This is a genomic window from Aquitalea aquatica, assembly GCF_013911085.1.
GTDB lineage: Bacteria > Pseudomonadota > Gammaproteobacteria > Burkholderiales > Chromobacteriaceae > Aquitalea > Aquitalea aquatica.
Window position 1 is genome coordinate 216659 of the sequence record NZ_JACERN010000022.1, and the last position, 12759, is coordinate 229417.

The 12759-nt window shown below is 63.7% G+C and carries 7 protein-coding genes; 5 read left to right on the forward strand and 2 right to left on the reverse strand.

Translation table 11 applies throughout. The features are described from left to right. Nucleotides 1-10: 10 nt before the first annotated feature. Both ubiU and H2Z84_RS06900 read right to left on the reverse strand, forming a co-directional pair. On the reverse strand, nucleotides 11-1027 hold the full coding sequence (ubiU, locus tag H2Z84_RS06895; protein ID WP_181835321.1) for a ubiquinone anaerobic biosynthesis protein UbiU: 1017 nt from the start codon (nucleotides 1025-1027) through the stop codon (nucleotides 11-13). A gap of 255 nt (nucleotides 1028-1282) precedes the next feature. Next, nucleotides 1283-1666: a SirB2 family protein gene (locus H2Z84_RS06900; protein ID WP_181835322.1), complete on the reverse strand. Its 384-nt coding sequence runs from the start codon at nucleotides 1664-1666 to the stop codon at nucleotides 1283-1285. Between the two features lie 93 nt (nucleotides 1667-1759). Here H2Z84_RS06900 and recC point away from each other — a divergent pair, with 93 nt between their 5' ends. The 5 genes from recC (at nucleotide 1760) to recD (ending at nucleotide 12655) form a co-directional block, all read left to right on the forward strand. Then, the gene (recC, locus tag H2Z84_RS06905; RefSeq protein ID WP_181835323.1) at nucleotides 1760-4954 is read left to right on the forward strand and encodes an exodeoxyribonuclease V subunit gamma; all 3195 of its coding nucleotides are present in this window, start codon (nucleotides 1760-1762) and stop codon (nucleotides 4952-4954) included. Further along, entirely contained in the window at nucleotides 4951-8514 is a 3564-nt protein-coding gene (gene recB, locus H2Z84_RS06910; protein ID WP_181835324.1) for an exodeoxyribonuclease V subunit beta, read from the forward strand. Before recC ends, recB begins: the two co-directional genes overlap by 4 nt. 211 nt (nucleotides 8515-8725) lie before the next feature. Continuing rightward, nucleotides 8726-10210: a polyphosphate:AMP phosphotransferase gene (gene pap, locus H2Z84_RS06915; RefSeq protein WP_181835325.1), complete on the forward strand. Its 1485-nt coding sequence runs from the start codon at nucleotides 8726-8728 to the stop codon at nucleotides 10208-10210. Next, nucleotides 10203-10934: a substrate-binding periplasmic protein gene (locus H2Z84_RS06920; RefSeq protein WP_181835326.1), complete on the forward strand. Its 732-nt coding sequence runs from the start codon at nucleotides 10203-10205 to the stop codon at nucleotides 10932-10934. Before pap ends, H2Z84_RS06920 begins: the two co-directional genes overlap by 8 nt. Then, nucleotides 10931-12655: an exodeoxyribonuclease V subunit alpha gene (gene recD, locus H2Z84_RS06925; protein ID WP_181835327.1), complete on the forward strand. Its 1725-nt coding sequence runs from the start codon at nucleotides 10931-10933 to the stop codon at nucleotides 12653-12655. The genes H2Z84_RS06920 and recD overlap by 4 nt, the downstream gene beginning before the upstream one ends. Nucleotides 12656-12759 lie beyond the last annotated feature (104 nt).

Here is a 12759-nt window from a genome sequence, read left to right on the forward strand (position 1 = left end):
ACGCGTTCATTCATTTCCATGGCCGGTTATAGGCACCCAGGGTCTGCTGCTGGCCTTCCGCCAGCTTGGACAATGCCTGGGTCCAGCCCGGTTTCACCGAGAAGCGCTGCGGCTCGCGTCCGGCCGCATCCAGTGCTTCGCGCAGGGTGCGGGTGACTTGTGCCACATAGGCCGGGCTGCGCTGGCGGCCTTCCACCTTGATGGCGGCCACACCGATATCGATGATTTGCGGCAGCATGGCCATTACGTTGAGGCTGGTGGGTTCTTCCAGTGCGTAATAGGTATCGCCTTCCACTTCGAAGCGCCCCTTGCACAGCGTGGGGTAGCCGGCCGGCTCGCCTTGCTGGTATTCGTCGATCAGGATGCCATTGAGCCGGGCGCCCAGCGCCTGACTGCCGTGTTCCCAGCGCACGAATTTGGCCGGGGAACAGACCCCGTGGCTATTGGGTGATTCGCCGGTGGCATAGCTGGACAGCAGGCAGCGGCCTTCCACCATCACGCACAGGCTGCCGAAACCGAATACTTCGATTTCCACCCGGGTGTGGTCGATGACCTGTTTTACCTGATCCAGTGTCAGCACCCGTGGCAGCACGGCGCGGCGGATATCGAACAGCTCTTGTGCCAGATTGATGGCTTCGTAATTGGTGGCCGAGCTTTGCACCGACATGTGCAGGCGTAGCTCGGGGTAGCGGCGGCGGGCATATTCCATCAGGCCGATATCGGCCAGGATGATGGCATCCACGCCCAGATCCGCCCCTTCGTCGATGGCACGATGCCAGCGGCTGATATCCCCGCCCTGGGCATAAGTGTTGATGGCCAGCAAGACCTTGCGCTCATGCTGGTGGGCATAGCGTATGCCCTCGCGCGCGGTGCGGTCGTCAAAATTCAGGCCGGCGAAATTGCGGGCATTGGTGTCGTTTTTCAGGCCGAGGTAGACGGTGTCGGCACCGTTGTCCACGGCGGCCTTGAGGGCGGGCAGGCTGCCCGCCGGGCAAACCAGCTCCGGCAGAGGTCGTGTGGCAGGCATGATGGCTTGGTGTCAGCGGTTGAAACCGCAAGACAGTAGCAGAGCGATGTGACGCGGGACTTGTTCTGGGTCAAGCCGCTGGATGGCGAGTGGGAAGTGGGCGGGACGGCGCATGCCATTCCCGCATATTGGTCAGCAGCCAGGAGCGGAGAACAAAATAGCGTAGCCTCCCTGAGGCAAGGCGCGCCAACGCAGACCGTACAGGCAGTACGGCGAGGAGGCGCAAGGCCGCAACAGGGTTTTTGTTCGCTGCGCTTATAGCGGCAGCGCCAGCTTGGTTTTGGCCACCAGCACGATATAGCCCACCACCAGCAAGGCGGCCAGCAGGGCCATGCTGCGTATCTGCTTGGTACGGCCACGCTTGAGGGCGATGGTGCCCAGCAGGACATAAAGCAGCAGACCACCGATCTTGGCCAGCAGCCACGGGCTTTGCAGTACCGGCCAGCCGCCCATCACCACCAGGGTCACCCCCAGCGCCAGCAACAGGGTGTCGATGACATGCGGCAGGATGCGCAAGGGTTTGAGCGCCAGAATGCGCTGTTGCTCGGCCAGCATCAGTCCGCCGCGCACGGCAAACAGCAAAATGGTGAGGTAAGCCAGGCCCATGTGGGCATGCTTGATGATCAGATAGGGATACATGCGGATTCCTGAGTGTTATGCCTTGGGCATCGCGTGATGGCGGCCAGAGGCTGATGGTACACTGACATCCTTGCTTTTAGCCGTGTTCCCGCCATGCTTTTTCTCTATCAGTCCAATCGTCTGGAGCAATTGGGTCAGCTGTATGCCGCGATGTTGCAGGCACAGCCGCTGGCCAACCCGTTTGCTGCGGAAACGGTCATCGTGCAGAGCCGGGGCATGGGGCGCTGGATGACGCTGGATCTGGCGCAGCAGTGTGGCATAGCCGCCAATATCGATTTCGTGCTGCCGGCTGCCTTTGCCTGGCGGCTGATGCAAAAAGTCATGCCGGAGCTGCCGCGCAAGTCCTCGTTTACGCCCGAGGTACTCAGCTGGCGCTTGCTGCAACTGCTGCCCACGCTGGAAGGCGAAGTGTTTGCTCCACTGCAGCGCTATGCCGCCGGTGGCGAGACGGCGGCTTTCGAGCTGGCCGGCAAGGTGGCCGATATTTTCGACCAATACCTGGTATTCCGCCCGGACTGGATTCGTGCCTGGGAGCGGGGCGAGCGGCTGGATCTGGGCGAGGACGAAGCCTGGCAGGCCGCCTTGTGGCAGCTGCTGGCCGCGCAGGACCCCGGCCGCCATCGCGTGCGCATGCTGGATGAGTTCTTTGCCGAGCTGCGTCCGGAGCATCTGCCGGAGCGCATTACCCTGTTTGGCATTGCCAGCCTGGCACCGATGTATCTGGCGCTGATCAAGCGTCTGGCCGAGCTGACTGATGTCTGCCTGTTCACCCTCAATCCCTGCGAAGCCTACTGGGGCGATATCGTCGATACCCGCCGCAAGCTCAAACTGCGGGAAAAGGGCGACCTGTTCGCCACCGAAGGCCACCCGCTGCTGGCCTCGCTGGGCAAGCAGGGACGAGACTTTTTCGAGCTGATTGCTGCCGATGCCGAGCTGGATGCCCGCCCGCTGTTTGCCGAGGCCACCGGCGACAGCCTGCTGGCCCGCCTGCAGCGCGATATTCTGCAACTGGACATGCCCGGCCATGATGGCCAGTGGCTGAACCCGGACGATACCTCGATCGAGCTGCATGCCACCCACGGTGCCATGCGCGAACTGGAAGTACTGAAAGACCGGCTGCTGGCCATGCTGGCGGACGACCCCACACTCAGCGCCGCCGACATCGCGGTGCTCACGCCGGACATCAACAGCTACGCACCCTATATCGATGCGGTATTCGGCCAGCGCGACGATGCGCCCAATCTGCCCTATGCCATTGCCGACCGCCGCGTGGAACGCGAAGAACCGCTGCTGGCGGCCATCGGCAATCTGCTGCATTTGCTGGATTCACGCTTTGCTGCCGACCAGGTACTGGCCTTGCTCGACAGCCCTGCATTGTTGCAGCGCTTTGGCCTGAGCGCGGAAGACCTGCCCTTCATCCAGGACTGGGTACGGGCCAGTGGCATTCGCTGGGGGCGCGATGCCGCGCACAAGGCGGCACTGGGCCTGCCGGCCGATGCGCTGTTTACCTGGCGCTGGGGGCTGGACCGCCTGCTGCTGGGCAGTATCCTGCCACCAGCCATGGCCGGCGATGACAGCGGACTGTTCGCTGGGCTGTTGCCGCAAGCCGGTGCCAGCGGCCAGCTGAGCGAGGCCCTGGCGCGCTTTGCCAGCTGCTATGCGCTGCTGGACGAGCTGGCCAGCGACTGGGCCACGCCAGCCACTGCGGCCGACTGGGCCGAACGGCTGCTGCTGGCCAGCGACCGCCTGTTTGCGGTGGACGAAGACGGCGAACTGGCGCTGGAAGTATTACGCGATGCCCTGCAGGAGCTGGTGGACGATGCCGCCATGGCCGACTTTGCCCAGCCCTTCAGCCTGGCCGTGCTGCGCGACTGGCTGCAGCGCAAGCTCACCGTCGCCTCGCCGCTGGGCTTTCTGTCCGGCGGCATCACCTTCTGCGCCATGGTGCCGATGCGCTCGATTCCCTTTCGGGTGTTGTGCCTGATCGGCATGAACGACGGTGCCTATCCGCGTGATGAGCGCCCGGTCAGCTTTGATCTGGTGGCGCGCCATCCGCGCCGTGGTGACCGCTCGCGCCGCTTTGACGACCGCTACCTGTTTCTGGAAGCCATTCTGTCGGCACGCCAGCGGCTGTATCTGTCTTATGTCGGCTTGTCGGCACGCAATAACGAATCGCTGCCGCCATCGCCGCTGATTGCCGAATTGCAGGACTGCTTCAAGGCCATGTGCGGCGATGTGGCCACCGCGCAGCTGCTGCTACGCCATCCCTTGCAGCCGTTTTCGCCACGCTGCTATGACGGAGTCGAAGCACGGCTGGCCAGTTTCGAGCCCAGCTTTGCCCAGGCGCTGGCAGCTCCGCCCAGCCAGCCCCGGCCTTTTGCTACTGAGCTGCCACCAGTACCGGGCAGCAGCGTGGTGCATGTCAATGACTTCATCCGCTTCTGGAAAAACCCGCCGCGTGCCTGGCTGGCCGAGCGTCTGGCCATTCGCCTGCAAGGCCAGCAGGATGCGCTGCCGGTGCGTGAGCCATTCAGCGTGGATCGCGATGCCAGCCGCACCCTGCGCAGCCAGCTGGTGGAACGCATGCTGGCCGGCAAGCCGGTGGCTCCGGTCAAGCAGCGGCTGGCGGGGGCTGGCCTGTTGCCGCCAGCTGCGCTTGGCCAGGCCTGGCTGGGCAGTGAAAGTGCCAGTGCGGCGCGGCTGGCATACCGGCTGCCTGCGGTACTGAGCGAAGCGACGCTGCCGCCGCAGCCGGTGAATATCCAGCTGCATGGCCTGACCCTGGCCGGAGAGCTGGGCGGCCTGCGGGCTGAAGGGCAGATCCGGCTGGTGATCGGCAAGATGAATGCTGCCGAGCGGCTGGAATGGTGGCTGACTCATCTCTTGTTATGCGCCATGCGTCCGGCCGGCATTGCCTGCCAGTCGCTGTTGTATGACGACAGCGGCCACCTGCGGCTGGACGACGAGCCAGACGCTCTGGCCTTGCTCTCGCCCTGGGTGGTGCGCTGGCAGCAGGGACAGCAACAGCCCTTGCCGTTTTTTGGCCGCACCAGCTGGGCCTATGCCGAGCAGCTGCACAAGCTGGACAGCGCACCGCAACTGGCGCTGGCCAAGGCGCTGGACAAATGGGACCCCAGCTTTGTTGGCGATTTTGCCACTGCGCAATGCGAGGAACCGGTCAACCGGCTGGTGTTCCGCCACCTTGACCCGCTGGCCGACCCGCTGTTTGCCCAATTGGCCGAAACACTGTTATTGCCGCTGCTGGCGCGGCTGGAGGGCCAGGTATGAGCCTGCAGGTACTGAATGCGCTGGAATGCCCGCTGGCCGGGGTCAACCTGATCGAGGCCTCGGCGGGCACCGGCAAGACCTGGACTATTGCTGCGCTGTATCTGCGGCTGTTGCTGGAGGAGGTCAACGGCGAAGCCCCGCCCGGCATCGACAGCCTGCTGGTGGTGACCTACACCAAGGCCGCCACCGCTGAATTGCGCGAGCGTCTGCGCCAGCAACTCAGCGATTTTCTCGAGGTATTGCAGGGCAAGCAGGCGGGCAATGATTTCCTGCAGGCTCTGGCACGGCGGTTTGCCCCCGGCGCCGCCCGTGATCTGGCCGAGCAGCGCCTGCTGGCGGCCATTACCGGTTTTGATGGCGCGGCCATTTATACCATTCATGGTTTCTGCCAGCGCGTGCTGACCGATGCCGCTTTTGAAAGTGGCCAGACCTTTGCCGCCGAGCTGGTCAGCGACGACGACCGCCTGCTGGTGGAGGTGGTGGACGATTTCTGGCGGCGGCGGGTGGTCACCAGCCCCTTGTTGTCGCAGGTATTGGCCGAGGCGGGGGAAACCCCGGATGGCTGGCTCACCGAAATCCGCCCCTGGCTGGCCAAGCCCTATCTGCAGATGGTGATGCCGGCGCAGCGCGATCTGCAACAGGCCTTGCAGCAGCTGGAGCAGTGCTGGCAGCAACTGGCGGCGGATGCGCTGGTGATACAGAGCGGTTTTGATCTGCTGCTGGCCACCGAAGGTTTCAAGGCCACCAGCCACAGCCGGGCACAGCTGGAAAGCAGTATGGCCGAGCTGCAGCAATGGCTGGCCGAGCCGGACAGCCTGCCCATCCTGGGCCGCGATGCACTGAAACGACTGGACAAGCTGAGGCCAGAGGCGCTGGTCAAGGCCATGAAAAAGGGTTTTGTCGCGCCGGAGCATCTGCTATTCCAGCGTATCGGCGACTGGCTCGCCGCCTGGGATGGCTATCTGGCCCAGCTGCAGCTATCACTGGCCGGGCTCAAGCTGGAACTGATTGCCTGGGTGAACGAGGAACTGGCCCGCCGCCGCAGTCAGGAACGGGTGCGCAGCTTTGACGATCTGCTGACCGAGCTGGGCGCGGCGCTGGAAGCTGCCGATGGCGGCGCGCAACTGGCAGCCGCCGTGGCGCGCAGTTTCCGCGTGGCACTGATCGACGAATTCCAGGATACCGACCCCATCCAGTACGACATCTTCCGCAGCTGTTTTGCCTTGCAGGGCCGGCCGCTGTTTCTGGTGGGCGACCCCAAGCAGGCGATTTACAGCTTTCGTGGTGCCGATATCTTTGCCTATCTGGATGCGCGGCAGGATGCGCCCGCCACCCAGCAATACTCGCTGGATACCAACCGCCGCTCGGATGCGCCGCTGGTGGGTGTGGTCAACCAGCTGTTTGGCCGCGCCCGGCCATTCTTGCTGGATGCCATCAGCTATCAGCCGGTGCATGCCGCGCCCAGCTCCGGTGCCATGCTGGAAGTGGCGGATGAGGACGCAGCCTTTACCGTGCTGTGGCAGCCGCCGGAGGGCGACAAGCCGCAGAACAAGGACAGCGCCGCCCGCGCCAGCGCACAGGGCTGCGCCCATGAAATCGCCCGCCTACTGACGCTGGGCGGACAAGACCGGGCCGCCATCATCAAGGGTGGCCAGCGCCGTCCCTTGCGTGGCGGTGACATTGCCGTGCTGGTGTCCACCCATCGTCAGGGCGAACAGATGCGTCAGGCTCTGGCCGAGCGTGGCGTGGCCAGCGTGGCGCTCACCCAGGAAAGCGTGTTTGCCAGCCAGGAGGCGGCCGAGCTGCTCGCCCTGCTGCGCGCCTGGGCCGAACCGGCCAGCGAAAGCCGGCTGCGCGCCGCACTGGTTACCGAGCTGTACGGGCTGGATGCCGCCCGCCTGCTGGCCGAGGTGGAAGACGAAACACAGTGGGAGGCGCGGCTGCTGGCCAATGCCGCCGACCACCAGCGCTGGCTGGAGCAGGGCTTCATGAGCGCCTGGCGGCATTTCCTGGCGCGCGAGCAACTGCCGCTGCGCCTGTTGCCTCTGCCCGATGGCGAGCGGCGGCTGACCAATCTGTCGCATCTGGCCGAGCTCATGCAAAGCGAAAGCGACAGTCGCCACGGCATGGCGCCCTTGCTGGCCTGGCTGGAGGGCAGGGTGGCCAGCCCGTCTGGTGGCGAGGAAGCCATGCTGCGGCTGGAAAGTGATGCCGCACTGGTGAAAATCGTCACCATCCATACCTCCAAGGGCCTGCAATACCCCATCGTGTTCTGCCCCTATCTGTGGGATGGCGCACTGGAGCGGCGCAATACCAGCTTCTGGCGCTACCGCGAAGGCGGGCAGGCCATGCTCAGCCCGGATGTGCTGGCCGATGCCGCTGTGCGCCAGCAGGCCGGCAGCGAAATGCTGGCGGAAAAACTGCGCCTGCTCTACGTGGCGCTGACCCGCGCCCAGCATCGCCAGTATCTGGCCTGGGGCTGGGTCAAGGACATGCAGACGGCGGCGCTGTCCTGGCTGCTGCACGCCGCGGATTGCCCGGATCTGGCCAGCCTGCGCGAGCTGGAATTCAGCCCTGCCATGCTGGAACAGCAACTGGCCGCGCTGGCCAGCCGCTTGCCAGCGGCCTTGCACCTGCGCCCGCTCGAGTGCGCGCAGAACCCCTTGCCTCTGGCGCAGGACGCGCGGCAGGACTATAGTGCGCGCCTGTTCCAGCGGCCGGTTTACAGCCCGTGGCGGGTGGCCAGTTTTACTTCGCTCACCCATGGCCGCAGCAGCAAGGCCAATGAACGGCCAGACCATGACGGCGGCCTGCCGGTGCCACCGGCAGAGGGCGGCGAGCTGCTGGCAGTCGACAGCGCGTTTGCCTTTCCTCGCGGCGCACGAGCGGGTACCTGCCTGCATGCCATGTTTGAAAACATTGATTTCGGCATGAGCGATGCCCAGCTGCAGCCGGTGGTGGCCCAGCAATTGCGCCGCCATGGTTTTGCCGACAGCTGGCAGCCGGCAGCCCTGCAGCTGCTGCGCCAGACGCTGGATGCCGAGCTGGCCCCCGGCGTGCGGTTGGCCGGGGTGCCTGCCGGGCGCAAGCTGGTGGAAATGGAATTCACCCTGCCGGTACGCCAGCTGGATGTGGCCGCCTTGCGCCGCGTGCTGAGCGATCCGGCCAACGGTCTGGCCCAGCCCTTGCGCATGGCTGCCGCAGGGCTGGATTTCCGCACGGTACGCGGTTATCTCAAGGGCTTTGTCGATCTGGTGTTCGAGGCGGATGGGCTGGTGTATCTGGTGGACTACAAATCCAACCACCTGGGCGAGCAGGCCACGGACTATGCCCCCGAGTGCTTGGTGCAGTCAGTGGCGCGTGAGCACTACTATTTGCAGTACCTGATTTATTGCGTGGCGCTGCAGCGCTATTTCAGTGCGCGCGGGCGTGATTTTGCCGCCTGTTTTGGTGGCGTGCGTTATCTCTACCTGCGCGGCATGGGCATGGCCGGCATGGGCATCTGGCACGATCAGCCGGCACAGGGTTTACTTGCCGACCTGGATGGCTTGCTGCGCTGACTGCAACTATCATTGCCTTGCCAATGGCATGGAGTAGACTGACGCTAGGCTAGTATCGGTAGGACTGCCTTGCCTGACGGCAGGCAAAGCGCCTCCGCTTGCTGTGTATTTCTTCCATTTAAATGGCCCGGCTGCGTAAAAATGCGCCAACAGGCCCTGAGGCCTGCCATGGCCAACACCAACAACAGGCAGTTCATGACGGGAGACGGGAATGTTTGAATCGGCAGAAATCGGCCACAGCATCAGCAAAGAAAGCTATCGTGAACAAGTGCCGCTATTGCGCGAAGCCTTGCTGGACGTGCAGTACGACCTGAAGGAAAAGGCCGATTTCCCGGTGCTGATCCTGATCCACGGCTTCGATGGTGCCGGCCGTGGCGAAACCATGAACCTGATCAACGAATGGCTGGACCCACGGCTGATCGACACCGTGGCTTTCGCTTCAGCCAATGATGAAGCCCGCGCCCGGCCCTGGATGTGGCGCTACTGGCAAAAGCTGCCGGCCAAGGGCCGCATCGGCATTTTCTTTGGCTCCTATTATTCCGATGCGCTGTTCGACCGGGTGTACGACGTGATCGACCATGACGCTTACGACCGCGAAATCTTCGACATCATGCGGCTGGAACGCATGATCAGCCAGGATGGCGCGCTGATACTCAAGTTCTGGTTCCATCTGACCAAGGACAAGCAGCGCAAGCGGCTGAAAGAGCTGGAAAAGGACCCGGCCACCCGCTGGCGGGTAACCGCGGATGACAAGGCCAATATGGAGCGCTACGACACCATCCGCAAATACGGCGAGCACATGATCCGCCTGACCAATACCGCTTACGCGCCGTGGATTGTGGTGGATGGCGAAGACGCCAATTTCCGTAGCCTCACGGTGGGTCAGACCATTCTCAAGGCCATCCGCAACCGTATCAGCCAGGCTGGTGCGGTGGTCGATGCTTCGGAAGCGCCGCCGCTGCTGGCCCCCATTGACGACAAGGTCATCCTGGACACCTTGCAGTTGGACCAGCAAATGGACAAGGCTGAATACAAGAAGCGGCTGGCCGAACTGCAAGGCCGGCTGAACAGTCTGACCCGCGACGAGCGCTTCAAGAACCATTCGCTGGTACTGGCTTTTGAAGGCAACGACGCCGCCGGCAAGGGTGGCACCATCCGCCGCATCACCCAGGCACTGGATGCACGCGGCTACCGCGTGGTGCCGGTGGCCGCCCCCACGGAAGAAGAGCGCGTCAAACCCTGGCTGTGGCGTTTCTGGCGCCAGGTGCCGGGCAAGGGCGGTATTACCATCTTCGACCGCACCTGGTATGGCCGCGTGCTGGTGGAGCGGGTAGAAGGCTTCGCCCAGGAGCGTGACTGGATGCGTGCCTATTATGAAATCAACGACTTCGAGCACCAGCTGAGCGAGAACGGTGCGGTGGTGCTGAAATTCTGGCTGGCCATCAGCAACGAGGAACAGATGGCGCGTTTCAAGCTGCGCGAGGAAACCGGCTTCAAGCGCTTCAAGATTACCGAAGAAGACTGGCGCAACCGTGAAAAGTGGAATGCCTACAAGCTGGCAGTCAGCGATATGGTCGATCGCACCAGCACCAGCAAGGTGCCGTGGACGCTGGTGGAAGCCAATAACAAATACTATGCGCGCATCAAGGTGCTCAGCACCATTTGCGCGGCGCTGGAGGCAAGGTTGGGTGCGTAGTTTTCTGTTGCTGTGCTGCTGTCTGTGGCTGTTGCCGGCGCAGGCAGCTGACATCACCCTGCGCGCCGGCGTGGTGGTGGATAATGCCGGCCCGTACAATTTCACCCCGGATAGCCCGATGGCCGGCATCTACCGCGAGACGCTGGAGCAGATCGGCAAGCTTAGCGGGGTGCGTTTCGATATCGAGTACTACCCGGCCCTGCGTATCCAGCAGCTGTTCGAAGTGGCCCGGCTGGATGTCGAAGTGGGCGTCAATCCGGCCTGGCGCAGCCTGTCGCCGGTGGGCGGCTTTTATACCCTGCCGATTGGTACGCTGGATTACCAGCTCTGTACCCGGCCCAGTAATGTCCGGGCTGGCCGTGGGCTGGATGAATTGCGCGGTCAGACCATTGGCCTGCTGCAAGGGCAGCCGCTGAGCGCCTTCGAGTCCGAGTTCGTCCGTCACGGTGTGCATTACGAAATGTCGCAGAGTGAAAACGAGGTGCTGAGCAAATTGCGCCTTGGCCGGTTGCAGGCCGTGGTGCTGGAGCGCCGCCAGATCGAACGCCTGACGCTGTTGCCGGAGGAGCTGCGCTGCGAGCCGGGCAGCCAGATCAGTTCGCAGCCAGTCATGTTACGGGTCCATCCGCAATTCCGCCAATGGCTGCCGGCTCTCAATCGCGCCATCAGCCAGTTGCAGGCCAATGGCAAACTCAAGGCCATTTTCCAGAAATCCCGCGCATGAGTGATTCCCCCCAGACGCCAACAGCTCCCCTGTTGCCACAGCAGCTGTCCCAACTGCTGTTGCGGCTGGACCCGGCGCTGGATGACAGCACGCTGGCGCTGGTCAGCGAGCTGGCGGCTGCCAATCAGGCAGGCCATGTTTGCCTGCCCATTGCCCACCGGGCAGAGCGTCGGCTGCTGCAGGCTTCCCCGGTGCTGGGCGCGCCTGGCAGTTATGCCCCGCTGATTCTGGATGCGGCCGGGCGGCTGTATTTCGCCCGCTACTGGTTTGACGAACAGAGCCTGGCACACAAGCTGACACAGCTGGCAGCCGACCACCGGCCGCTGCCGGCCAGCACGCTGGAACCGGTGCTGCGCCAGTTGTTTCCAGCAATGCCGGCAGGGCAGCCGGATAGGCAAAAGCTGGCCGCTGCGCTGGCTGCCCGACAAAGATTACTGGTGGTTTCCGGTGGCCCGGGTACCGGCAAAACCACCACGGTGGTGCGTTTGCTGGCCATGTTGGCCATGCTGGCGGAGCGGCCGCAGGTGATGGCGATGGCGGCACCAACCGGCAAGGCTGCAGCCCGACTGAGCGAATCGGTACGCAATGCCCGCGATAGCCTGCCGGTAGCGGACAGCGTGCGTGCCCAGTTGCCGCAACAGGCACAAACCCTGCACCGCTTGCTGGGTTTGCGACCAGGGGCTGCTCAGCCACGCTATCATGCCGGCCAGCCATTGCCGCTGGATGTGCTGGTGGTGGATGAAGCCTCGATGATTGATCTGGCGCTGATGGCACGGCTGGTGGAAGCGCTGCCGGCCCAGGCCCGGCTGATTCTGCTGGGTGACCGCGATCAGCTGGCATCGGTGGATGCCGGTGCGGTATTGGGCGATTTGTGCGGGCAGGTGGCGTATCTGCCGGCCACCCGCGACTGGCTAGCACAGGCCGGTGCCGGCCCGCTGCCGGCGGACGAGGGCAGGGCGGGTGCGCTGGCGGACAGCGTGGTGCTGTTGACTCATAGCCATCGATTCCGCGCGGATTCTGGCATTGGGGAGCTGGCGCGGCTGGTCAATCTAGGCGACGCCACTGCCGCCTTGCAGCTATTGCAGGCTGGCCAGCACGACGATATCCGTCAGGCCGCACAGCTGGACGATGCCGGGTTGCTGGCACACCGTCAGCCCTATCTGGATGCCATCCAGCAACAGCTGCCACTGGAGCAGGTACAGGCGGCATTCGCGCAGTTCATGCTGCTGGCGGCCGAGCGGCGTCAGGTCGAACAGGCCAACCAGTGCATGGAGGCCTTGCTGGAGCAGACCGGTTGCAAACAGGCTGGACGCGACTGGTATGCGGGCCGGCCGGTGATGGTCAGTGCTAATGACTATGGTGTCGGCTTGTTCAATGGCGATATCGGTTTCACCGTGGAGCGGCCGCAAGGCTTGCGCGTGGCTTTCCCGGCTGCAGATGGCAGCTGGCGCGAGTTTGCCCCGGGACGTCTGCCGCAGCACGAAACCGTGTTTGCCATGACCGTGCACAAAAGCCAGGGTTCGGAATTCGACGAAGTTTGGCTGCAATTGCCAGCCACGCCGGGAGCGGTGCTCAACCGCGCCCTGATCTACACCGCCATCACCCGTGCCCGTCACCGTTTTGCTGTGGCGGGTAGCGACGAGGTATGGCAGCAGGCGGTACGGCTGGCCCCGGTGCGCTACTCCGGTCTGGCAGATTTGCTGCGTCAGCCGCGCGTGTGAAATCTGCAACACTTCCACATGGAATATTTGTTTTTCGCCCGCAAGACGCTGAAAAAATTGGGCAAAATCCTTGTCGCATCCTATGATGGCGCCTTCCCGCAATA

Excerpts from the sequence above, each read along its gene's own strand:
- ubiU (WP_181835321.1), bottom strand. The coding sequence starts at position 1,027 with ATGCCTGCCACACGACCTCTGCCGGAGCTGGTTTGCCCGGCGGGCAGC.
- H2Z84_RS06900 (WP_181835322.1), bottom strand. The coding sequence starts at position 1,666 with ATGTATCCCTATCTGATCATCAAGCATGCCCACATGGGCCTGGCTTAC.
- recC (WP_181835323.1), top strand. The coding sequence starts at position 1,760 with ATGCTTTTTCTCTATCAGTCCAATCGTCTGGAGCAATTGGGTCAGCTG.
- recB (WP_181835324.1), top strand. The coding sequence starts at position 4,951 with ATGAGCCTGCAGGTACTGAATGCGCTGGAATGCCCGCTGGCCGGGGTC.
- pap (WP_181835325.1), top strand. The coding sequence starts at position 8,726 with ATGTTTGAATCGGCAGAAATCGGCCACAGCATCAGCAAAGAAAGCTAT.
- recD (WP_181835327.1), top strand. The coding sequence starts at position 10,931 with ATGAGTGATTCCCCCCAGACGCCAACAGCTCCCCTGTTGCCACAGCAG.